The organism is Hyphomonadaceae bacterium ML37 (genome assembly GCA_027627685.1).
In the GTDB taxonomy this organism is placed as follows: Bacteria; Pseudomonadota; Alphaproteobacteria; order Caulobacterales; family Maricaulaceae; genus Oceanicaulis.
The window spans coordinates 692,460-714,108 of record CP091241.1; the positions used below are offsets into that span (position 1 = coordinate 692,460).

At 63.7% G+C, this 21,649-nt stretch carries 19 protein-coding genes, 1 tRNA gene and 4 pseudogenes; 16 read left to right on the forward strand and 8 right to left on the reverse strand.

The window, feature by feature from the left end:
- Positions 1-26: 26 nt before the first annotated feature.
- Positions 27-3,176, reverse strand: a complete 3,150-nt coding sequence (gene ileS, locus L2D01_03485) for an isoleucine--tRNA ligase (GenBank protein WBQ10851.1) — start codon at positions 3,174-3,176, stop codon at positions 27-29.
- Positions 3,177-3,384: 208 nt separating this feature from the next.
- Here ileS and L2D01_03490 point away from each other — a divergent pair, with 208 nt between their 5' ends.
- Positions 3,385-4,209: an alpha/beta fold hydrolase gene (locus L2D01_03490; GenBank protein WBQ10852.1), complete on the forward strand. Its 825-nt coding sequence runs from the start codon at positions 3,385-3,387 to the stop codon at positions 4,207-4,209.
- On the opposite strand, the gene L2D01_03495 is transcribed toward L2D01_03490, so the two are convergent.
- Positions 4,206-5,306, reverse strand: coding sequence for an FAD-binding oxidoreductase (locus L2D01_03495; GenBank protein ID WBQ10853.1), 1,101 nt, complete (start codon positions 5,304-5,306; stop codon positions 4,206-4,208). The two genes, L2D01_03490 and L2D01_03495, sit on opposite strands and share 4 nt — an antisense overlap.
- 146 nt (positions 5,307-5,452) lie before the next feature.
- Between L2D01_03495 and L2D01_03500 the strand changes: the two genes are divergently transcribed.
- Complete coding sequence (locus tag L2D01_03500; protein WBQ10854.1) at positions 5,453-6,340, forward strand: bile acid:sodium symporter; 888 nt, start codon at positions 5,453-5,455, stop codon at positions 6,338-6,340.
- Positions 6,341-6,357: 17 nt separating this feature from the next.
- On the opposite strand, the gene L2D01_03505 is transcribed toward L2D01_03500, so the two are convergent.
- From L2D01_03505 to msrA, 3 genes are read right to left on the reverse strand one after another with little or no spacing between them, the layout of a single operon-like run.
- Positions 6,358-7,011: a sulfotransferase gene (locus L2D01_03505; GenBank protein WBQ10855.1), complete on the reverse strand. Its 654-nt coding sequence runs from the start codon at positions 7,009-7,011 to the stop codon at positions 6,358-6,360.
- Positions 7,012-7,024: 13 nt separating this feature from the next.
- A complete protein-coding gene (locus L2D01_03510; protein WBQ10856.1) occupies positions 7,025-7,702 on the reverse strand; it encodes a haloacid dehalogenase-like hydrolase in 678 nt (225 codons plus the stop codon).
- A gap of 8 nt (positions 7,703-7,710) precedes the next feature.
- Entirely contained in the window at positions 7,711-8,379 is a 669-nt protein-coding gene (msrA, locus tag L2D01_03515; protein WBQ10857.1) for a peptide-methionine (S)-S-oxide reductase MsrA, read from the reverse strand.
- 187 nt (positions 8,380-8,566) lie between these two features.
- Here msrA and L2D01_03520 point away from each other — a divergent pair.
- Positions 8,567-8,656: transfer RNA gene (locus L2D01_03520), tRNA-Ser, on the forward strand.
- Positions 8,657-8,840: 184 nt separating this feature from the next.
- Here L2D01_03520 and L2D01_03525 read toward each other — a convergent pair.
- Positions 8,841-10,120: pseudogene (locus L2D01_03525) on the reverse strand (IS3 family transposase).
- Here L2D01_03525 and L2D01_03530 point away from each other — a divergent pair.
- From L2D01_03530 to L2D01_03540, 3 genes and pseudogenes are all read left to right on the forward strand, one after another.
- Positions 10,117-10,290, forward strand: a pseudogene (locus L2D01_03530) (integrase core domain-containing protein). The pseudogenes L2D01_03525 and L2D01_03530 overlap by 4 nt on opposite strands.
- 312 nt (positions 10,291-10,602) lie before the next feature.
- A complete protein-coding gene (locus L2D01_03535; protein WBQ10858.1) occupies positions 10,603-11,184 on the forward strand; it encodes a hypothetical protein in 582 nt (193 codons plus the stop codon).
- A 173-nt stretch (positions 11,185-11,357) separates the two neighbouring features.
- Positions 11,358-11,987 (forward strand): polymer-forming cytoskeletal protein, encoded by a 630-nt coding sequence (locus L2D01_03540; protein WBQ10859.1) that lies wholly within the window; start codon positions 11,358-11,360, stop codon positions 11,985-11,987.
- Between the two features lie 297 nt (positions 11,988-12,284).
- Here the strand turns inward: L2D01_03540 and L2D01_03545 are convergent.
- Positions 12,285-13,073, reverse strand: a pseudogene (locus L2D01_03545) (IS3 family transposase).
- Between L2D01_03545 and L2D01_03550 the strand changes: the two are divergent.
- The 10 genes and pseudogenes from L2D01_03550 (at position 12,963) to L2D01_03595 (ending at position 18,854) form a co-directional block, all read left to right on the forward strand.
- On the forward strand, positions 12,963-13,700 hold the full coding sequence (locus L2D01_03550; protein WBQ10860.1) for an ATP-binding protein: 738 nt from the start codon (positions 12,963-12,965) through the stop codon (positions 13,698-13,700). The pseudogene L2D01_03545 and the gene L2D01_03550 overlap by 111 nt on opposite strands.
- A gap of 5 nt (positions 13,701-13,705) precedes the next feature.
- The gene (locus L2D01_03555) at positions 13,706-14,110 is read left to right on the forward strand and encodes a hypothetical protein (protein WBQ10861.1); all 405 of its coding nucleotides are present in this window, start codon (positions 13,706-13,708) and stop codon (positions 14,108-14,110) included.
- Positions 14,111-14,250: 140 nt separating this feature from the next.
- Positions 14,251-14,451: a DUF6511 domain-containing protein gene (locus L2D01_03560; GenBank protein ID WBQ10862.1), complete on the forward strand. Its 201-nt coding sequence runs from the start codon at positions 14,251-14,253 to the stop codon at positions 14,449-14,451.
- Positions 14,452-14,464: 13 nt separating this feature from the next.
- Positions 14,465-16,126, forward strand: coding sequence for a toprim domain-containing protein (locus L2D01_03565; protein WBQ10863.1), 1,662 nt, complete (start codon positions 14,465-14,467; stop codon positions 16,124-16,126).
- Between the two features lie 99 nt (positions 16,127-16,225).
- Positions 16,226-16,762, forward strand: coding sequence for a hypothetical protein (locus tag L2D01_03570; protein ID WBQ10864.1), 537 nt, complete (start codon positions 16,226-16,228; stop codon positions 16,760-16,762).
- Positions 16,759-16,950, forward strand: a complete 192-nt coding sequence (locus tag L2D01_03575; protein ID WBQ10865.1) for a hypothetical protein — start codon at positions 16,759-16,761, stop codon at positions 16,948-16,950. Before L2D01_03570 ends, L2D01_03575 begins: the two co-directional genes overlap by 4 nt.
- On the forward strand, positions 16,947-17,402 hold the full coding sequence (locus tag L2D01_03580) for a DUF6362 family protein (GenBank protein ID WBQ10866.1): 456 nt from the start codon (positions 16,947-16,949) through the stop codon (positions 17,400-17,402). The genes L2D01_03575 and L2D01_03580 overlap by 4 nt, the downstream gene beginning before the upstream one ends.
- A 54-nt stretch (positions 17,403-17,456) precedes the next feature.
- Positions 17,457-17,732: a DUF1778 domain-containing protein gene (locus tag L2D01_03585; GenBank protein WBQ10867.1), complete on the forward strand. Its 276-nt coding sequence runs from the start codon at positions 17,457-17,459 to the stop codon at positions 17,730-17,732.
- Complete coding sequence (locus tag L2D01_03590; GenBank protein WBQ10868.1) at positions 17,729-18,247, forward strand: GNAT family N-acetyltransferase; 519 nt, start codon at positions 17,729-17,731, stop codon at positions 18,245-18,247. Before L2D01_03585 ends, L2D01_03590 begins: the two co-directional genes overlap by 4 nt.
- Before the next feature lie 385 nt (positions 18,248-18,632).
- Positions 18,633-18,854, forward strand: a pseudogene (locus L2D01_03595) (ParB/Srx family N-terminal domain-containing protein).
- A 1,425-nt stretch (positions 18,855-20,279) separates the two neighbouring features.
- On the opposite strand, the gene L2D01_03600 reads toward L2D01_03595, so the two are convergent.
- Positions 20,280-21,404, reverse strand: a complete 1,125-nt coding sequence (locus tag L2D01_03600; GenBank protein WBQ10869.1) for a choloylglycine hydrolase family protein — start codon at positions 21,402-21,404, stop codon at positions 20,280-20,282.
- Positions 21,405-21,649 lie beyond the last annotated feature (245 nt).

Below are 21,649 nucleotides of genomic sequence, written 5' to 3' on the forward strand. Positions count from 1 at the left end.
CGCGGCCCGGGCGATTGTTCTGTCGTCTAACCGGCTTTGGCCACGCTGATACGCACCGCGTCGCCGAGAATATCGGCTTCGCTCACCGCCGCGCCGGGGATATCCGCCGAGGTGAGGGAGACCGCCAGCGTTTCCGCCTTGATGAAGTCGCCATGGGCTTCCATCGCCGCAGCGATGTCCGGCCCGCCGGCGATCCCCAGCGCGATGCGGTCGGAGACTTCCAGTCCGGCTTCCTTGCGCGCGGACTGCACGGCGCGCACCAGGTCGCGGGCGAGGCCCTCGCATTCCTGATCGGCGTCCACGGAGATGTCCAGCACCACCGCGCCGGTGCCGGCGAAGGGTTCGGCGGCGCTGCCCTCGGCGGCGACCATGCGCAGGGTGAACTCGTCCGGGGACAGAGTTTCACCCGCCACTTCCGCCGAGCCGTCGGGTGTCAGCGTGAAAGCGCCCGCGCGTGCGGCGGCCATCACCTCTTTCATCTTCCCGCCCAGACGCTTGCCGATTTGCGGGTTCACTTTCAGCTCCACCGAGCCGAAAGCGTCGAGATCGGTGGACAGGGCCACATCGCGCACATTCAGCTCTTCAGCGATCAGGCCGATATAAGGCGCCAGGGCCGGGGCGTCGGCGTGGACGATGGTGAGCGATTTCAGCGGCAGGCGTACGCGCAGACGGTGACGTTCGCGCACCGACAGCGCCGCCGAGCAGGCTTCGCGTACCAGATCCATGGCGCGGGCCAGATCGTGATCGTGGGCGAACTCGTCCGATGCCGGCCAGAGCGTGAGATGGACCGAGCGATCACCGGTCAGCGACTTGTACAGCTTCTCCGTCACGATTGGCAGGAGCGGTGCGAGCACGCGGCAGACTTGGGTCAGCACCGTATACAGCGTATCAAAGGCGGCATCGCGCGACGCGGCGTCGGTGGAGCCCCAGAAGCGGGCACGCGAACGGCGGATATACCAGTTGGTCAGGGCGTCGAAATAGGCCGTCGCCGCCTTGCAGGCGCGCGGTATGTCGAATCCGTCCAGCGCCGTCTCCACCGCCGCGGCCAGTTCGCCGGTCTTGGTCAAAATATAGCGGTCCAGCGGATCGGACGCATCGCGGATGATCTGCGGGGCACGCGCCTCCAGATTGGCGTACAGCGAGAAGAAGGCATAGGCGTTCATCAGGGGCGCAATGGCCTCGCGCTGGACCGCCGCAATGTCGCGCGCCTCCTTGGGCACCAGCAAATCGCCGCCATTGAGCACCGGCGAGGCGATCAGGAACCAGCGCATCACATCCGATCCGGCCTTGTCGAAAAACTCCAGCGGATCGGGATAATTGCGCAGGCGCTTGGACAGTTTCTGGCGGTTCTCATCCAGCACCACGCCGTGACAGATGGCGTTGAGGAAGGGCGGCTGGTCGAACAGCATCGTGCCCAGCACCATCAGCGTATAGAACCAGCCGCGCGTCTGGGCGACGTATTCCACGATGAAGTCGGCGGGGAAATTGGCCTCGAACCAGTCCTTGTTCTCGAACGGATAGTGCACGCTGGCAAAGGGCATCGAGCCGGAATCAAACCAGACATCGAACACATCCTCCACCCGGACCATTTTCGATTTGCCCGTGGGGTCGTCGGGGTTGGGCCGGGTCAGATGGTCGATGAAGGGACGGTGCAGATCGGTGACCGTTACGCCGAACGCGGCTTCCAGCTCTTCGATGGAGCCGTAGACTTCAGTGCGCGGATAATTGGGATCATCGCTGACCCAGACCGGGATGGGCGTGCCCCAGAAGCGTGAGCGCGAGATATTCCAGTCCTGCGCCCCGGCCAGCCAGTTGCCGAAAATCCCGTCCTTCACGTGGGCGGGCGCCCAGTTGATGCGCTGGTTCAGCTCCACCATGCGCTCACGGAAGTCGGAGACGCGCAGATACCAGCTGTCCACCGCCTTGTAGATCAGCGGCTCGTCCGTGCGCCAGCAATGGGGATAATTGTGGTCATAGGTGTCGTGGCGGAAGAGCTTGCCCTCTTCCTTCAGGCGCTGGGTGATCGGCTTGTTGGCGTCAAACACCAGCATGCCTTCATAGTCGGGGATCTCGCGCGTATAGCGGCCTGCCTGATCGACCGGAACCACCACGGCGATGCCCGCCCGGCGGCAGGCCTTCAAATCATCCTCGCCAAAGCCCGGCGCCATGTGCACCACGCCCGTGCCGTCCTCGTCGGTGACGAAGTCCTCGATCAGGATACGGAAGGCATTCTCGTGGCCTTCGAAATAGTCAAAAGGCGGGTGGTAGGTGAGGTTCTCCAGCGCCGCGCCCTTCACGGTCGCGATGCGTTCGGCTCCTTCGAGCTGTTTTTTGTATTTTTCCAGCGCATTGGCCGACAGGATATAGCGCTCGCCATCCTTGGCCATGACGGCGTAATCGATATCCGCCCCGGCTGCGGCGGCCAGGTTTGACGGCAGGGTCCAGGGCGTGGTGGTCCAGATCAGGAGCTGCGCGCCGGACAGTTCGCCCTGACCGTCCCGGATGCGGAACCCCACGGTGACCGCCGGATCGGTCCGGTTCCGGTAGGAATTGTCCAGTCGCGTTTCGAAATTTGACAGCGGGCTTTCCACCGCCCACGAGTACGGCACCACGCGGTAGTCGCGATAGACATGACCCTTGTCCCAGAGCTGTTTGAACGCCCACAGGCAGCTTTCCATGAAGCCGGTATCGAGCGTCTTGTAGTCCTTCTCGAAATCCACCCAGCGCGCCTGGCGGGTGACATAGGTCTCCCACTCGCCGGCGTATTTCATCACCTCGGAGCGCGCCGCCGCGTTGAAGGTGTCGATGCCCAGCTCCATCACCGCCTTGCGCCCGGAAATGCCCAGCGCCTTTTCCGCCGCCAGTTCAGCTGGCAGGCCATGGGTGTCCCAGCCGAAGCGGCGCTCCACCCGGCGGCCCTTCATGGTCTGGTAGCGCGGGATCACATCCTTGGCGAAGCCGGTCAGCAAATGCCCGTAATGGGGCAGGCCGTTGGCGAAAGGCGGGCCGTCAAAGAAGACGAACTGATTGTCTTCAGGCCGCTGGTCGATGGAGGCCTGGAACGTGGCGTCAGCCTTCCAGAACGCCAGAATCTCCTGATCCACCGCCGGCAGGTCCGCCGGGCTGCGCGCTTCAGGAAACCGGCGGTCTGGCGCCGTCGCTCGGGTCTCGGCCATGATCGTCCTCATTAAGGCGTGTCCTCGCGCCAATCACCGTTTAGGGACGGGGCGAGGAGAGGGGAGGCGCGCGTGCGCGCGCAACATGCGGCGGTAGCGCTCCGGCGCCATCCGGTCAAGGCGTGCGAAGGCTTTGGGCTGTGCGCTCTGGCTCATTTGTCCGGACAGGCTATCATTAAGTGCGCTGGAAGACCTCTGAGGAGCCCTCATGACCGGACTGACCCGCCGTTCGCTTGCCACCGGCGCCGCTGCGCTGGCCGCCGCCGCCGGAGCCGCGCCTGCATACTCGCGCCAGCGTGACCGCAAGAGCTTCTGCCTCGTTCACGGCACCTGGCATGGTGGCTGGTGCTGGGTCCATGTGGCCGCCCGGCTGCGCGCGGCGGGACACACGGTCATCACACCGACACTGACAGGGTGCGGCGAGCGCGCCCATCTGATCAGCCCCCAGACCGGGCTCGATACGCATATCAACGACATCGTGGGCGCCATCGAAGCCGAAGAGCTCGACGACGTGATCCTGGTCGGTCATTCCTTCACCGGCATCGCCATCACCGGCGCCGCCGACCGGCTGCCCGGGCGCATCGCCCACATCGCCTATTTCGACGCGCTCATCCCCACCGACGCCCGCCGGGCCGGGGTGATGCGCGATCCTGGCACGGGCGCCTACCCGGACTGGTGGATCGCGCGCACCGCCGATTTCCGTGACGGCTACAAGATGGTGTTCTGGGATCACTACCCGGCCAGAATGCTGGTCCCGGAAGATGATGCGGCCAATATCGCCTGGCTGGAGCGCCGCCTGACCTGGCACCCGATGAAGACCTGGCTGGACGAGCTGACGCTGGAAAACGGCGGCTGGGAGCCGCTGTCACGCACTTGCATCCATGCGGCGGGTCAGGTCTTTGCGCCAAGCTCCGAAGCGATGATCGGGCCGGGCCGGGGGCCGGGCTGGAATTTCATTGAACTGGACGTGGCGCGCAACGGCTTCATGACCAATCCGGACCGGGTCGCGGCCTGTTTCGAGGCCCTGACCTAAATCTCTCCCGCGATGCGCTGCGCCAGCTCGGCGTGACCGCGTAGCTGTCGGTCCTGCTCGGTGGAATCGATATCCAGCGACCAATCCCCGCGCCCGTGCGATCCGCCCAGCACGATCGCCCCGCGGCGCGGGAACATGTAGAGCGACGCGCCCTCGAAACTGGTGGTGTAGGCGTAGTCGATGCCCGGCTGGGGCAGGAGGATGGTGAGCTGGCCGCGCACCGGCTCCAGCGCCTCATCGCCGAACAGGGCGCGTGCACCCAGCCCGGTGCAGTTGACGATCACCCGCTCGCGCAGGCGCGACAGGTCGCGCTGGGTCTCGAACCGCGCCATGCGGATGCGTCCGCCCGCCCGTTCAAAATCGGCTGTCAGCGCGCGCAGATAAATGTCCGGATCGATCATCAGCTGGTGGAACTGGTCGACGCCCTGATAGCCCCACCACGCATCCGCGCCGGCGCGCCGCCGGAAGCCGGGATAAAGCCAGGGCATGTCCGGCGTCCCTGTGGGATCGCTCGGCGGCCGGTGGAACAGATCGAACGCGCGCACCCAATACACGCCATAGCGCGGATCATTGGCCAAATGCTGAAAAGCCCGGTGCGAGCGCAGTGCTGCAACGCTCATGCGCTCCAGGAAGGGCGCGTCCACATCGGTGCGCCGGTACAATCCGGCGATGCCCCAATAGGCGCCCGCGATGTTGGAGGTGGTGTAGGGCGGCAGAGCGTCGGCATAGATCGTGACGTCATGCCCGCGCCGCACCAGCTCCAGCCCGGTGGTCAGGCCGATGACCCCGCTGCCGATCACCGCGCAGCTGCGTTCGTTCGTCGCCGTCTCCAGCGCCTGCACCGCCTCGGCTGTGGTGCCCCAGCTCGTGGTCACGCCGGCGCCGCCATGGCCATAATGATGCACCAGCGTCTGGCGCCGGCTGAAGCGCTCGGCCTGCACCACATAGCCCGTGGGCCGGAAAGGGCGCAGGCCCGCCTCCGTGCGGATGATGCGGGTGGGATCGGTGTTGAGGCGCTCCAGAACCGGCGGTCCGGACCGCGCCCATGAAGCCGGGGGCAGGGCCAGTGCGCCGCCCCCTGCGGCTGCGAGGGTCAAGAAGGCGCGCCTATCCATGTCCATTCCCGGGTCTGCGATGGGCGTCACTCCGCCCCACGGGTGTCTATCGGTCAAGCACGCGGCGCCGCAATTCTCCCGGCAGGACGGTTGCGGCAGCATTCGAATCCCTGACGTGATCGGGCATCATGGATTCAATCTTCGCCCAGATACTTCTGCCGCTCGCGCTGGCCTTCATCATGCTGGCGCTGGGCGTGGGGCTGACGCCGGCCGATTTCCGGCGGATCTTCGCCCAGCCCAAGGCCTTCCTAACCGGCGCGGTGCTGCAATTCGTCACCCTGCCAGTGCTGGCCATCGCCATTGTGGCGCTGATTCCGGCGCCGCCCGCGCTCAAAGTGGGCATCGTGCTGCTGGCCGCCTGTCCGGGCGGGACCACCTCCAACCTCCTCACCCACATGGCGCGCGGCGATGTGGCGCTGTCGATCTCCCTGACGGCGCTGGCCAGTCTGTTGTCCGTTGTGACCGTGCCGCTGGTGCTGATGATCGCGCTGGCGCTGTTCATGGGACCGGATGCGCCCGATGTCGGGCTGGTGACCACGGGGCTTGTGATCTTCGCCCTGACCGTGATCCCGGTCTTGATCGGCATGGGCGTTCGCCGTGTGGCGCCAAAACTGGCGGCAGCAATCGAAAAGCGCTCGCGTTTCCTGTCGGGCGCCGTGTTCATCGCCGTGGTCGCCGCCACGGTGATGGCGGATGGAATCGCGGTCACAGTTCAGCGTTTCGCCGAAGCCGGACTGGTCTCGCTGGCGCTCAATCTCGCCGCCATGGGGCTCGCCTTCGCGGTAACCAGCGTGCTGGCCCTGCGCATGCGCCAGCGCATCGCCCTGACGCTGGAGTGCGGCTTGCAGAATGCAACGCTCGCCATCGTGGTGTCGGTGTCGCTGCTGGGCGATCTCGCCTACGCTGTCCCGGCCGCCGTCTATGGATTGCTGATGTTTGTCACGGCGGGCGGGTTCATCCTGTGGGCGCGGCGCTGGTCATATGCGGCGCGGCGCGCCCGGCGCATGGGTCGTTGAGCGCTTCGCTCCCCAATTTAGTCCCCGTCTCGCCCGGTCTCTTTCCACAACGCCTTGGTGGCCTCGTGCTCGGCCAGCGACTGATCGCCCAGACGGGTATATTTACGTTTGAGCAGCTCCGTCACGCCGCTGGCCGGCAGGGACCAGTAGCGCTCCACGCCGGCCAGCACGCCGGCCGGATCGCGCACCAGATCCTCATAATGGACGATGTGCTTGTCGCCCGGATGGGCCACCCAGCGGTCCCGGAACGCGGTCAGATCCTGATGCAGGCCGACCTCTTTGGCGCGCGCGATCCAGTCATCATCGGTGACGCAGCCGTCAAACGCCGCCGTCTTCTGGCGGTAGACGCCGGTCTCCTGACCCCGCCTGTAGGCGCGCACTATGTCATCGGCATGGCGCAGCAGGATCACCTTGGGCAGGGCGTGCAGCAGAGCCTGGTTGTTCGTGCTGGGCAGGACGTGCAGCTTGAACAGCGTTGACGACTGCACCAACTCGCGTGCGGTCTCTGCATCGAGTTCCCAGCCATAGCTGTGCTGCATATGGAAGTCAGGAAACTCGCGTGAGCATTCGCCAGGCCATTTGCGCCACATGTCGCAGCGCAGGCCATGGGCGCGCGCCAGCGTCTCCATCAGCGCGGTGCTGGCGCTTTTCGGGATCGCGATCAGCAGCATGGCCGGCCTCCTGTCATGCCTGCAGCAGGCGCGCCAGCGTCTCCACATCGCCCGCCCAGGCCGGCGCTTTCTCGCGCACAGGCGCCCGCTCGGTCACCCCGCCAAACCCGATGAAGCTGTCAGCGGCGCCTGCCGCATAGGCTTCATAGTCGGTCATGCCGTCGCCGACCATAACCGCTTCCGCCGCGCCGGTGTCGCCTTTCAGGGCGCGCACCACCACCGCCTTGCCGCCCGAGCGCGACAGCGGATTGTCCCGGTCAAAGCCGTTGACGGCCGCATCCGGTCCGGAGCCGTCGAAGGTGAATTGATTGGCGCGAATATCGCTTTCCGCAAACCCCAGATCGAACAGCGCCGGCGCGATCAGATCCACAAACCCGCCCGACACCGCCGCCACCGGGGCGCGCGCGCGCAAGCGCTCCAGCAGTCCGGCCATGCCCGGAGTCAGCTTCTCACGCAGCGCCTTGCTGGCCGCGTCAACCGTCCGCCGGGTCAGGCCGGCGATGGCGATGCGCTGCTCGAGCGAAGCGCGAAAATCCAGCGTGCCGGCCATGCCCTGATCGGTGATCGCCGACAGGCGCGCGGCGCGCTCCGCCCCGTCGGGTGTGGACAGCAGCGCGCGCGCCACGGCGAAATCCAGGCTCTCCACAGCCAGCAGCGTGGAATCCACGTCAAAGACGACAAGCCGGGTCACGCCCCGCCTCAACTCGCCGCGCTGATCCCCGTCCCGATGGGACAGGTCACGCCGGTGCCGCCAATGCCGCAATACCCGTCCCGGTTCTTGGCCAGATATTGCTGGTGATAGGCTTCGGCAAAATAGAACGGCCCGGCCTCGCGGATCTCGGTGGTGATGGCGCCGCGGCCTGCTGCGCGCAGCGCTTCGCCATAGACGGCCTCGCTCGCCTCGACGGCCTCGCGCTGGGCTTCGCTGGTCCAGTAGATGGCGGAGCGGTATTGCGTGCCCACATCATTGCCCTGGCGCATGCCCTGCGTCGGGTCATGACCTTCCCAGAAGGCTTTGAGGATCTCATCCAGGCTGATCTGTGCCGGGTCGAACACCACCCGCACCACTTCGGTATGGCCGGTGCGCCCTGAGCACACTTCCTCATAGGTGGGATTGGGGGTGATGCCGCCCGCATAGCCCGCCGCTGTGCTGATCACGCCCGGCAGGCGCCAGAACACCCGCTCCACGCCCCAGAAACAGCCCATGGCCAGGATGATCTCTTGCGCGCCGGCGGGGACTTCGGCTTTCAGCGCGCCGCCCAGTGTGAAATGGGTTTCGGCGGTGGGAACCGACTGGAAGCGCCCGGGCAGAGCCTGATCGGCGGGCACCAGATTGGTCTTGAATTGGCTGTCGCTGCGCAGGCGCATGGACGGTCTCCAAAGCTCGGGTCAAGGCGCGTGACTGCGCCGTTGCAGCCAAGATAGGCGCGCCTGGCGTCTACGTCACGGGCGCCGGACTGCACAAGGGCGCGGGACCCCGCCTGCAGCCGCGCATTTGGCCATGGCTCACCCGCTTGACCGGCCCGCCAGATCGGCTAGGTTCCGCGCCCTTATGGGTGAGGTGGCCGAGTGGTCGATGGCGCACGCTTGGAAAGCGTGTAGGCGGGAAACTGTCTCGTGGGTTCGAATCCCACCCTCACCGCCACAGCCCTTGGGGAATCGTGTCTCCCCATCCCGCTGCGGCCGGATTTTCCCGTTGTTTTCGAGGGTTATGCGTCAGGGCTGTTCACCTGCCCCAGCGCATCACGGCCGAATGTCCGTCGTCAGAACATTTGGCACAGATGGCATCGTAGATTAGTGGAGCATCGGCCTCGTCTGGTTGGTTGATATTAGGCGGCGTGCTTTCGGTGTTGCAAGCGTCGATGTTCGATGGTCTGTCGCTTGATCTTTTCACGCTCTTTGATGATGGCTGGGGCCCTGCCGAAGTAGGCGTCGGCGGGCGTCACGTTGTTCAGGCTCTCGTGGTAGCGTTGGTGATTGTAATGTTCGACGAACGCTTCGATCTGGGTCTCAAGATCGCCGGGCAGGAAGTAGTTTTCCAGCAGGATGCGGTTCTTCATGGTCTGGTGCCAGCGCTCGATCTTGCCCTGCGTCTGGGGATGGAACGGCGCACCGCGCACATGGCTCATACGCTGGGCCTCGATGTATTCGGCGAGCTCGCCGGCGATGTAACAAGGGCCATTATCCGACAGCAGGCGCGGCTTGTGATGGACGTTCACCTGGTCGCAGCCGGAAGCCGCGAGAGCGAGGTCCAGCGTGTCGGTCACGTCCTCGGCCCGCATATTGGTGCAAAGCTTCCAGGCGATGATGTAGCGCGAGAAGTCGTCGAGCACGGTTGACAGATACATCCAGCCCCAGCCGATGATCTTGAAGTAGGTAAAGTCGGTCTGCCACATCTCGTTCGGCCGGGTGGTCTTGGTGTGGAACTGGTCGGCGGCCTTGATCACGACATAGGCCGGGCTGGTGATCAGATCATGGGCCTTCAGAAGGCGATAGACCGTCGCCTCCGACACGAAGTAACGCGTCTCGTCGGTGAACCGCACAGCCAGCTCGCGCGGGCTCAGCTCGGACTGCTCCAGCGCCAGTTCGATAATCTGGTCATGCACCTCGGCGGGGATGCGGTTCCACACCCTGCTTGGCGCTGATGGCCGGTCCTCTAGCGCTTCAGGTCCGCCTTCCAGATACCGGTCATACCAGCGATAAAAGGTCCGACGGGCTATACCCAGCTTGTCGAGCGTGACCTTGGCAGGCAGGTGCGACTGCTCGACGATCCTGATGATCTCGAGCTTCTCGGATGCGGGGTGCCTCATGCGTCGTCCTCCCCATCCGCGATCATGCTTTTTTTGAGCAGACGGTTCTCCAAGGTCAGATCAGCCACGCATTCTTTCAGGTCACGCGCCTGATGGCGCAGGTTCTTGACCTCGTCACTGGTGGCAGCACGTGCCGTGTCGCCCGCCAGTCGGCGCTTGCCAGCCTCCATGAACTCCTTCGACCAAGTATAATAAAGGCTCTGGTCTATGCCTTCCTTGCGGCACAGCTCGGCGATGCTGTCGTCACCGCGCAGGCCTTCCAGAACAATGCGGATCTTGTCTTCAGCCGAGAAGTATCGAAGCGTTCGTCGAACATTACAATCACCAACGCTACCACGAGAGCCTGAACAACGTGACGCCCGCCGACGCCTACTTCGGCAGGGCCCCAGCCATCATCAAAGAGCGTGAAAAGATCAAGCGACAGACCATCGAACATCGACGCTTGCAACACCGAAAGCACGCCGCCTAATATCAACCAACCAGACGAGGCCGATGCTCCACTAATCTACGATGCCATCTGTGCCAAATGTTCTGACGACGGACAGTTTATAACGACGCCTCGCGGCTATCAAAATAGCCTTGCAAGGCGACTTTTATTGTAAATACATCGTTATAGAGAAATCATGGCCGTTCAAGAGAAATGCTATTTGATTTTGCACGCAGCCTACAACAATCCGTATAAAGAGCATTAATTTTTTTGTAGGTGATATTAACCATAAGCCCGTAAGGTCAGATACTCTGAAAGTCACTTGGCATCTTGGCAGCATATTGATCGCAGCTCATGAATCTGATCTATATTGATGAGAGCGGGCTTTATGAAAATAGTGACATAGATTGTCTATGTCAGAAATATGAAATACCAGTTTCTGAAAGACTTACACTTACAAATGTTATTGAGGACGCTGGCAGAACATATCTGGATCGTCGCAGGCTGCACTTTCAGCCGGGGATGTTGCCGCGAACTCGGCGAGATTTGCGCCAAGCTAGAAACCTAATTGCTGCTCTCATCGAGGCAACGCCAAAGCCTGGCCAGGTCGCTGCAGACCAGGCCAGTGTTAACATCAGCCGCTTCCACTTGGCTGCTTTGCGCGAGGGCGGGCAGAGATCTGGAATGCGTGCGCCTGCTGGTGGCCGTCTCGATGAGGTTTACAGCACGCTCGCATGGCTCGCTCGCCTGTATGATCATGCGCTTGAGGTCTGCGAGGGGCCGGGCGAGGAGCCAATGGCAGCCTGGCGCGCTGCGCTGACGCATTTTTACATACGTGTCCTGAAGCGCTCGCCAACCAAACCCAATGACCCCGTCCTGGAGAGCTTCCTTGCCGACTGCCAAGCACCGCTTCAGCGGCGAGCAGCAGACGAATGAGCCCACAGTGCGTATTGATATGATGTTTGTAATTGTATTGCCCTTCATCATTAAATTATTTAAACTGAATCTCATATATACAGCATTTTAATGCAGCTTGAGGTTCTTAGATTTATAAAGCGTCAGATTAAACTATGCTACGTAGTCGATTCAGAGCAAGTTGAGGCAGAACGATGAAATCCAGCAAGATGCTTTCTATCCTCGCCGCTGACATGGTGGTTGTCGGCTCGATCTCTTCACATGGTGATGTGCAGATCGATGGAAGGGTGGAGGGGAGAGTGCAGGCTGGATTGTTAGACATTGGTCCAGACGGTTTTATCAAAGGTGAAGCCTTAGCGCTTAAAGAAGCCTTGGTGCGCGGCCGTCTCGAGGGCCAGTTGAAATCACAAACCGTGGCACTCGCATCGAGCGCGTCAGTCCAAGGTGAGATCGTCCATGCGGCGTTAAAGGTCGAAATGGGTGCTTTCCTTGAGGGGCGCTGCCGGCGTGTTTCGGATGGGGACAGTCGATTTGCCTCTCTGGAAACCAGCTCGAGCGGATATTCCGCGGTCCAGCCAGACCCAATTCCAGAGCCGGTCACCACATTCAGCATTGAGACGCCGCCAGGGGCGATAGAGGCTGTGATGACTGAGTTTAACGAGGCTGACATTGAGGCGATGGTGGTTGACGCTTCAGGCAGTGGCGCCAATCAAAGACGCTCTCGAACTCAGCCAGTTCCTTTAAGCGCTGATGACAAGACCGGCATGAAGCCGCCACATCCATCTGCAGTAACTCCCAATCCCGAAGGTGCGGCTGAATCGTGATGGCACAAATATAATCTTTGCTAACAACTATAAATCGTATCAGGCGATCGCCATCTCAGTTTGCCTAATCAGCTAAGCGCACTATTTCACATGCGCTGAGTGCTGGCAGGATAGCTGGACCAGTCGGGGAGGCGGCGAGGCCAGATACAGCTGTTTGGGGCAGCGTGTCTGGCCTTCATTCTGAACGGGTTAGAGGGGCCTGAAAGCGCTACGGTGCCACACCCTATGCGCCAAGCCTCTCTTCAACAAGACTTTATCGCGAGCGAGTTGACCCAGCCCCCTGATCCGGGCCGTGAGTTAGTAGAGTCTGTTCGCCTTTCTTTCTGGGTTGATGTGGTTGGTCAAGGCCCGGTGAGCGGAGCTTGCGCGTAGCTCAAGCGAGCCGGGCCGGGGGTGACGGGTTCGCTCGGCGTAGACACAGGGCGCAAGCCCACCAAGCGCGGTGTGCGGACGCTGGGTGTTGTAGTCGATCCTCCACGCCTCGATCAGGCCGCGYGCTTCRTGYAGCGACGAGAACAGGTGCTCGTTCAGGCACTCATCGCGGAACCGACCGTTGAAGCTCTCCACGAAGGCRTTCTGGGTAGGCTTTCCAGGTGCGATATAGTGCCATTCCACGCCGCTCTCTTTCTGCCAGCGCAGAAGCGCGTGACTGGTCAGTTCGGTGCCGTTGTCGCTMACGATCATGCGCGGCKTTCCTCGYTKCTCGATCAGACGATCAAGCTCACGGGCCACGCGCATCCCAGACAGCGAGGTATCGACCACGACGGCCAAGGCCTCCCGCGTAAAGTCGTCGACCACGCATAGCGTCCGGAAGCGCCGCCCGTCTGACAGCGCGTCAGAGACGAAGTCCAGGCTCCAGCGATGGTTCGCCGCCACGGGCAACAGGATCGGGCGCCGGGTTCCCACGGCCCGCTTGCGGCCACGCCGCCGCCGGACCGCCAGCCCTTCCTCTCGGTAGAGCCGGTAGATCTTCTTGTGGTTCGCATAAAGGCCCTCGCGCTCGAGCAGTATGCCCAGCCGGCGATAGCCGAACCGGCGACGCTCGCCGGCGATATCTCGCAGGCGCGTGCGCAAGACGTCATCGTCGCTTGCCTGATCGGCGGCGCCAATCCGGCCGCCCAGCCCGACGAACATTTCTCGCAGGCCCATAACGCGCATCTGCGCGCCCAGCACCCCGAGCTGGCGACGAAGATCGACGCCAAGCGCATCATCTTTGTCGACAGCATTACCGATCTCACCCGTCAGGCCATGGCATGGGCCAAGACCCGGCCCGAGGCGCTGTCGGAGCGCACCGGCAAGCCGGACACGCGCGGCGCCTACGGGCTTCTGGCGCGCGAGGTGATCGGGCTGTTGAAGCACCTCCAGCATGCGCCCGGGCGCACGGTCATTTTCGTGGGCATCCTGGAAAAGGTCGTCGACGACATGAACCGGGTGACCTGGCAGCCCCAGATGGACGGGGGCAAGGTCGCGCGCGAGCTGCCTGGCATTGTCGATCAGGTGCTCACGCTGAGCCTGTTTAGCCCCGAGACCGGCCAGGAGGGCGCCAGCGCGTGGCGCCATGACCCCGACAAGGGCGACCAGCGCCGCCTCGTGTGCCGTTCGGGCAACCCCTGGGGCCTGCCGGCCAAGGACCGTTCAGGCCGCCTCGACCTGACCGAGCCAGCCGATCTCGGCGCGCTCCTCTCCAAGATCAATCAACCCGCAAAAGGATAACCCAGATGACCTTCGACATGAATGATGTGGAGCCCCAGCAGTCGGGCGATCTCATTGCGGACGGCACGTTCGCCAGGGTGACCATGTCCATCCGCAAGGGCGGCGCGGACGGGGCAGGCGAGGTGGATCGCGGGCTCCTCAAGCCCTCCAACCAGCCCGGCAGTGACGTCTTGATGCTTGATGCCGAGTTCACCGTGGCCGAAGGCCCGTTCGCGAGGCGCAAGTTCTGGCAGAATTTCACCGTCCAGGGCGGCAAGCTCGACGAGCAGGGCCAGTCCATCGGCTGGAAGATCTCCAAGGGGGTGTTTCGCGCCATGATCGACAGCGCGCTCGGTCTGGACCCGCAGGACATGAGCGAGGGGGCCTGTTCGAGCGCGCGCGGGGCCCTGGACGGTTTCCTGAAGGGGTAGGCCTGTGCGCCGTGTGCGGCCGTCAGGAGCGCGGATACGGCTTCTGCCGCGACCTTCGCCCCGATCTTCATCCACGCTGGCGCTTCTGCTCGCGCGTCTGTCAGGACGCGGGCGTGCGCCTCTTCCAGGAGCATGACGCCATGATCGACAGGACGGAGATGGAAGCGCGCGCCATTCGCGAGGCGCGCCGCGCGCTGGCCGAGACGCTGAGCGAGCTGGGGCTGATGGAGCCCTTTTTTGCGCGCCCGGCTGCAGACATCGACCGGGTGATCGAGGCATGCGTGGACGGGTTCCAGGCCTCCATGCAGCGCCAGTCAGACGCCGGCGATCTGCCGTTCTGATAGGCGCGCACCCATGATCGACCTCAACCATCGCTCGGGCTTCGTCTATGGCCGTGCCGACGCCCCCGCACCGCCGGGCGCGCGGATCAACACGCTCATCGATGACGCGCTCGTGGCCGAGCGCGAGAGCCAGCGGCCGCGCGATTATCTCGGCGCCAGCCGCATTGGCGAGCCGCTCGCGGGCACGCAAGCGGCGCGCTACCTTACGGGCCGCGGTCTCGCAATCGCCGCCGAGGCCGATCTGCTCTTCCATCGCGACCTCACGCACTGGGAGACCAGAACCGGCTATCCAGCGCTTCTGGGCCAGGTGCGTGATCGCCAAGGGGAGGTGATCGGGCTCCACCGCACCTATCTCGTTGAAGACGGCGGCCAGGTGCGCAAGGCGCCGGTCGCCAAGCCGAAAATGATGCTTGGCCGCATCGCTGGCGGCGCGGTGCGCCTTGGGCCGCTCGGCGATGACGACAGGCTGGCGCTATCGGAAGGCGTCGAGACCGGGCTTGCGGTGATGACGGCCTGCCCCGGCCTGCCGGTCTGGGCGACGCTGTCCACGTCCGGGCTCGAGCAGGTCGATCTGCCGGCCGCAGCCCGGCGCGTGCTCATCCTGGCCGATAATGACGCCTCGGGGGCCGGTCTGCGCGCCGCGGACGCCGCCGCCCGGCGCCTGCGCGCGCAGGGGCGCGATGTCGCCATCGCCGTGCCCCCCGAAGAAGGCCAGGACTTCAACGACCTCCTGCTGGGCGAGGGGCCTGAGGCCGTGGAGCGCGTGATCGGCGCGGCGCAATCGGTTGTCGAGACAGGGACCGTGATGCAGATCGGCCAGCACCGCCCGGTCAACTATCGCGGCAGCGGCGAGGCCGTCCCCACACTGCGCGCCGATGAGGGCGATCTGGCACGCTCGGTCGAGCGGGTCTGGAGCCTCCTCATGGCCTCCAACAGCACGCCGTGGGTGTTCCGTTTTGCAGGTCAGCCCACATGGGTGGTCCCCGACGACGAGGGCCGCCCGGTCGCCGCCGGGATCACTGAAGAGCGTCTGCGGCACATGCTGGCGCGCCTGGCCCACTGGAAGAAGCTGAACGCCAGGGGCGAGCTGGTTGCAGCCCCGCCCCCGGTCGCCGTCGTCAAATCCGTGCTGGCCACGCCCGACCCGGCGCTGCCTGTTCTGGTGGGGATCGTCAATACGCCGGTCTTTGGCCGGGCGGGCACGCTGCTGACCACGCCGGGCTATCATCCCGATGCGCGGCTTCTCTATGCTCCGACGCCGGGGTTCGGCGAAGTCGAGGTTCGACTGGTCCATGCAGGAGTCGAGCACAAGGCCGCACGCTGGCAGCTGAAGCTCAATGATAAGAAAACGAGCATGTTCTCTCTGGATCAGCCCAAGGTTGGGGAACCTCCAGCAAGTAAGGGGAACCTCCAAAGAGAAGGTTCCCCTCAGCAACCTATTGAAAAAAATGGAAAAGGGGAACCTGGGGAACCTGGGGAACCTCTCCCCACCCTTACGCACACGCGCACGCGCGCGCATGCGATAGAGAATACCGCAAAAGGTTCCCCAGGTTCCCCAGGTTCCCAAATCCCAAATAAATCAGCCGGTTGTGCAGGGGAACCTCCGGGGGAACCTCCAAACGCAGGTTCCCAAGGCTCACACCTGCCCGACTGGCTGCGCGAGCTCGATCCATGAGGCGCACACACCCCGATCCGACGGCGGCGGCCCCGTACCGCCAAGCACCAGGCCGCCGCCGCCTTCCACCAAGACCAGCCACCACAAAGGAGACCGCTCATGGCTGACCTGACTGTGTCCAGCGCCGCGCGTGGCGCAACCCCGCAACTGCCGCCGGGCGCAGGTGCGCACCGCACCATGCTGGCGCTCGATCTGGGCACATCCACCGGCTGGGCGCTGCGCACCGCGGATGGTCTGATTACCAGCGGCACGCTCTCGCTGCGGCCCAGCCGCTATGACGGTGGGGGCATGCGATATCTCCGCTTCTCGGGCTGGCTCGCCGAGCTCGACCGGTTCTCCGGTCCCATCTCGGCCATCTGGTTCGAGGAGGTGCGCCGCCACGCCGGTACCGACGCCGCCCACATCTATGGCGGCTTCCTGGCGACACTGACCGCATGGTGCGAGCGCGAGAGCGTCGCCTATCAGGGCGTTCCGGTGGGCACGATCAAGCGCTTCGCCACCGGCAAGGGCAATGCGCCCAAGGACGCCATGATCGCAGCGGTTCGCGCGCGCGGGTTCTCACCCGCCGATGACAATGAGGCCGACGCCATCGCCATCCTTCTGTGGGCCATCGAGACCCGGGGAGGTGTGCTGTGAGGTGGGCGCCGCGCGGATACGGCGGCCAGCGCCGCAGCCCCGAAGAGGTCAAGCGCGAGGGCTGGCGCGAGCAACGCGTCCTCGCGGTCTCACTCGATGATGATCGCCTGACCTGGCCCGAGCGCGAGCTCGTGCGCCAGCTGGGCGAGAAGCTCTATGGCCCCCAGAACAGGGATATGCGCCGATGACCCATTGGACACCCAGCCTCGTCGAGGAACGTTTTGCCGAAGCCGCTCTCGTGCTCGATCGCCTGCCCGCGCCCCGGCGCCAGGGCTACTTCAACACCTGGCCCGAGATCGTCCACAGCTTCGCTGACAAGGCCGAGCAGGAAGCGAGGCCCATGCGGGTGCTGCCGTCTCCCGCCGCCATCAGCCGGATGGAGGAGACGCTAGGCTGGACGGTGGGGCTCGATCCCGTAGACGGCAAGATCATCTGGATGCGCGCCCATGGAGCGCGCTGGAAAACGATCTGCTGGACGGTCGGCTTGCAGCGCTCCGCCGCTCACGAGCACTGGCTCTACGCGCTCTGCGTCATCGCGTGGCGGCTGAACCGCCGTAAAGTCCCCCGGCTCCGATCGCGGCGCTATGTGATTGAAATGGTCAAGGGCGCTTGCGAGGACCCGGCCAGCCATACCAGTTAACTCCTTGTCCGTACGTTGTCCGTATGATATGGAGGCTGGGATAGGAGAACAGCCATGCCCGTAGCCGAAGCCAAGTCCGAACGTATCGAAGTGCGCACCACGCCGACGATGAAGGCGCTGCTGCAGCGTGCAGCCGCGTTTTCGCACAAGAACGTGACGGAGTTCCTGCTTGAGGCGGGCATCCATGCCGCTGAGGAAGCGCTCGTTGATCGACGCATGTTCCGGCTGGACGACGCCCAGTGGCAAGCCTTCCAGGATGTTCTCGACCGTCCCGTCCAGAGCAAGCCGCGCCTCGCCCGACTGCTCGCCGAGAAGAGCGTGCTTGAGTGACGGCGGAGAACCAGGCGTTCTCTGCCGTGCGAAAGCTCGATGCCTCCCACGACGTCGACGCGTTTGATTGTGGCAAGGAACCCCTCGACCGTTTCCTGCAACGCCACGCTCTGGTCAACCAGAAAGCGGGCAGCGCTCAGACCTATGTCGTCTGCCGCGGGGACCTGCGTATCGTAGGCTATTACAGCCTCGCGGTCGGCGCCGTCGAACATGCCGACGCTCCGGGTCGTGTCGGCAAAGGGCTTGCCCGCCATCCGATCCCGGTAATGCTCCTTGCCCGTCTTGCCATCGACCGGTCCGAGCAGGGAAAGGGGCTCGGCAGGGCTTTGCTCAAGGATGCACTGCTGCCCACGGCCCAGGCGGCCGACATCGCGGGCATCCGGGCACTGCTCGTTCATGCCAAGGACGATGAAGCGCGCGCCTGGTACGAGCAATTCGACTTCGAACCGAGTCCGACCGACGCCTATCATCTGTTCCTGTTGATGAAAGATCTGCGGGCGCTCCTCGGGGAGTGACCGCAATCTGGCGAAACAAGGCGAAAACCGTCCGCCGGACATTTTTCGAAGAGACGAAAAGCCCGGTTCTCGGGTAGTTTCTGCCTATCCTCGGGAGAGGCGCGCGTCGCGGTCTTTGTCCCGCTTTCAGACGAGTTTCCGGTTCCTTCCTGGCCGAAATCGTATGCTGGGGGGCCAAGCGCGCCATATCGCTAGCGACAGGGCCGGATTTCTGGGAAGCCACCCGGAAGCCGGATCCACCCGCATCCTGCCTAATCCCCAGAAAACACGAGCCTTTTCATCTGGACACCAATGGTGACCGCTGGACCCCGAACGGAGTCCACCCGGGAAGCCACTGGAATCCACCTGCCGGAATCCACCCCCGCCAGCCCACAGGATCACCGTCATGACCCTCGCCTTCGCGCCCGAGCGGATCGAGCACTGGCCGCTTGCGCGCCTGCAGCCCTATGCGAGGAACGCCAAGGTCCATGGCGCCGACCAGGTCGCCAGGATCGCCGCCAGCATGGCCGAGTTCGGCTGGACCGTGCCCTGCCTCGTAGCCGAGGACGGCGAACTGATCGCAGGTCATGGCCGGGTGCTGGCGGCTGCCCAGCTCGGACTGACCGAGGCTCCGGTGATCGTGCTGGGGCATCTGACGGAAGCGCAGCGACGGGCCTACCGCATCGCCGACAACAAGCTGACGGAGCTCGGAACCTGGGACGAGGCGCTGCTCTCGGCCGAACTGAATGACCTCCTGGCAGAGGAGTTCGAACTGTCGCTGGTCGGGTTCTCCGACGGGGAGCTGGACAAGCTGCTGGCCTTCGTGCCGGAGGGTGAGGGCGGTGGCGGCGGCTGCGTGCCGCCGGTGACCATCCCCGAACCTCCCCGCAACCCGGCCTCGCGCACCGGCGATCTGTGGATACTCGGTGACCATCGGCTGCTCTGCGGCGACAGCACGAACCATGCCGATGTCCGCCGTCTGATGAATGGCGAGCGGGCGATCCTGTTCGCAACCGATCCGCCGTATCTCGTGGACTATGACGGCTCGAACCACCCGACGCGCAACAAGGACTGGAGCCAATCCTACGGCGTTACCTGGGACGACAGCTCGCAGGGCGCCGAGCTCTATGACGGGTTCATCGCCGCGGCTGTGGCTGAAGCCATTACCGAGGATGCGGCCTGGTATTGCTGGCACGCCTCGCGCCGCCAGGCGATGCTGGAGGCCTGCTGGGAAAAAGCCGGCGCGTTCGTTCACCAGCAGATCATCTGGGTAAAGGACCGCGGTGTCCTGACCCGCTCCCATTACCTGTGGAAGCACGAGCCCTGCTTCATGGGGTGGCGCCGTCCGAACCGTCCGCCAAAAGTTGCCGAGGAGACGCTGCCCTCCACATGGCCGCTGGCGAGCTTCGCCAAGGACGACCGCCCGGACCATCCGACCCCGAAACCCCTGGACGCGTTCGGGATCCCGATGCGCCAGCACGTGGCCCGCGGCGGTCTCTGCTACGAGCCGTTCTGCGGCTCAGGCTCGCAGATCATGGCCGGTGTGGACGGCCTCGCCGCGATAGACCCGGTTGTGCAGGAGGCGGTAGACATAGCCCTTGTCGATCAGGCTGCCCTGCTTGCTTCGGAAATCCTGGCGCCGCAGCTCGCGCGCCAGCACGGTTGCAGAACTGGTCTCGACGAAGCGCTCGAAGACCGCGTGGACCGACGCGGCTTCGGCCTGGTTGATCACCAGCTTGCGCTCGCGCACGTCGTAGCCGAGCGGCACATAGCCGCCCACCCAAATGCGTTTATTGCGATCCAGCCCGCGCCAGCGGCTGACACCGGCTGCGCTGGCACTAAATTGCTCAGCCGCCTCGCGGTGGTTCGTTTCCGCCGTCACCGCTGCGAAGGTCAGCAGATAAAGCCTTGGACATGTCCTCCGGCCTCCCGCCCCGGCAGACAGTGTGATTCAGAGTTCGCACCTCACGTGGATCCCAAATCCGGTTCAATCAGGCTGGATCACGCTCTAATGGCAGGAATCGCCACATGGAGATTGGACGGCTGCCGTAGATCAAGGCGTGATGTCCCGTACTGTCTGACGTGCGCTTGCCCCCTCAGTGATTATCCGCATGCCCGGAGTGTCGAAGTCGATACGGTTCAGGTCGATGGTGCGAACCTCGCGATCAGACATCGTGTGAAAGAACATTCTGCGGGCGGTTAGATCCCATGCGGTCGTTATCTGGGTGGCGCTCTCAATGTCGGCGGCGATGGTGTCGGTCGGCCCCGTTGCACCGACGGGGATGTTGAAGCTGTCTAGGATGCGAAACGCCTCGAAAACCGCTTCATTGCCGGTCTCAAGTGGTCTGGCAGAGGCGCTTAGCGCTACCGCGCGCACAAATCTGGAAGGGGGGGTAAAATCACCGGGCAGGCCCCGAAGCCCGGTGCCCGCCCCAAACGGCGCAAAGGTCTCCCCAGCGATTTCGACCGGAAGCTCCGCCACAGGTGACAGGCCAAGATAGTTTCGCAAATTAGTCAAATGCCAGCCGTAATCGGGGGAGTTGGTTATAACACCCATGAAGCTTTCATGGATTTGCACATTCCCTCCATTGACAATCTCGATAACAATGCTGGCACCACTCGGGTCTTCAATTTTCCAATGGAAGGGCAAAGGGGCACCGCCGAAACGCGGATCTTCGACATTTACAACGCGCACCGCCTCAATATTGACGCGCACCTCGTCAACAGTCGCGAAGGACGATAGAATCCACCGCATCAGGTCGCCGACGCTGAGGGATCGCGCTGCCTGTGATGACTCGTAAGGCGCAAAACTCGCGTACTCAGGAAAATAGTACATTCCCACGTACAGACCGGCTTCGTTCATGCCGTCAGGCCCGTACGGCTCCCCATAAGCGCCCAGCGAAATGAAACCGTAGCGCCCCGTCCAGGAGAGTCCGTTAAAACCCTCCGGGGTCTGGGCTGTAAACTGATGATCGCGCGGAAACAGGACAAGCGTGTCGTGGTCTGCATCGCTAAGAGCCCACTCGACGGTACGGGCGACAATCCGGCTGCCGTCTGACGCCCGAAGCGAGATGCCAGTGCATGCGGATGCCGGGATGATCGTTGTGCAAGCAAGTGACAGGACTGACGCTAAAAAACCAACCAATTTCACGGGTCGCATCTGGAAAAAACGCTTCATGCATACTCCTTTTAGAATGAAATTTGCTTATATTAAACGGTCAAATGGGTTGGGACTCAAGCGACTTTGACGAACGTCCGATCGTGTCCCGTTTCGCGCTATAACTCACAGTGGGCCTGAAGGCTCCAGCGGTGCCGATCTGCTCGGCCTGACTGTGCGGGAGGCCCGCTGATAAGGAGGTCAGCGCGGACCGGCGTGAGGGTTTCCGGGTTATCAGAGAGTGGCTCAGCCCTCGCCATCCTCGT

Bases quoted from the DNA above. Each gene is read 5' to 3' on its own strand.
- L2D01_03505 (WBQ10855.1), bottom strand. From the start codon at position 7,011: ATGCTGCTGATCGCGATCCCGAAAAGCGCCAGCACCGCGCTGATGGAG.
- L2D01_03555 (WBQ10861.1), top strand. From the start codon at position 13,706: ATGACCTTCGACATGAATGATGTGGAGCCCCAGCAGTCGGGCGATCTC.
- L2D01_03535 (WBQ10858.1), top strand. From the start codon at position 10,603: ATGAATCTGATCTATATTGATGAGAGCGGGCTTTATGAAAATAGTGAC.
- L2D01_03570 (WBQ10864.1), top strand. From the start codon at position 16,226: ATGGCTGACCTGACTGTGTCCAGCGCCGCGCGTGGCGCAACCCCGCAA.
- L2D01_03600 (WBQ10869.1), bottom strand. From the start codon at position 21,404: ATGAAGCGTTTTTTCCAGATGCGACCCGTGAAATTGGTTGGTTTTTTA.
- L2D01_03540 (WBQ10859.1), top strand. From the start codon at position 11,358: ATGAAATCCAGCAAGATGCTTTCTATCCTCGCCGCTGACATGGTGGTT.
- ileS (WBQ10851.1), bottom strand. From the start codon at position 3,176: ATGGCCGAGACCCGAGCGACGGCGCCAGACCGCCGGTTTCCTGAAGCG.
- L2D01_03585 (WBQ10867.1), top strand. From the start codon at position 17,457: ATGCCCGTAGCCGAAGCCAAGTCCGAACGTATCGAAGTGCGCACCACG.
- L2D01_03560 (WBQ10862.1), top strand. From the start codon at position 14,251: ATGATCGACAGGACGGAGATGGAAGCGCGCGCCATTCGCGAGGCGCGC.
- L2D01_03565 (WBQ10863.1), top strand. From the start codon at position 14,465: ATGATCGACCTCAACCATCGCTCGGGCTTCGTCTATGGCCGTGCCGAC.
- msrA (WBQ10857.1), bottom strand. From the start codon at position 8,379: ATGCGCCTGCGCAGCGACAGCCAATTCAAGACCAATCTGGTGCCCGCC.
- L2D01_03490 (WBQ10852.1), top strand. From the start codon at position 3,385: ATGACCGGACTGACCCGCCGTTCGCTTGCCACCGGCGCCGCTGCGCTG.
- L2D01_03500 (WBQ10854.1), top strand. From the start codon at position 5,453: ATGGATTCAATCTTCGCCCAGATACTTCTGCCGCTCGCGCTGGCCTTC.
- L2D01_03580 (WBQ10866.1), top strand. From the start codon at position 16,947: ATGACCCATTGGACACCCAGCCTCGTCGAGGAACGTTTTGCCGAAGCC.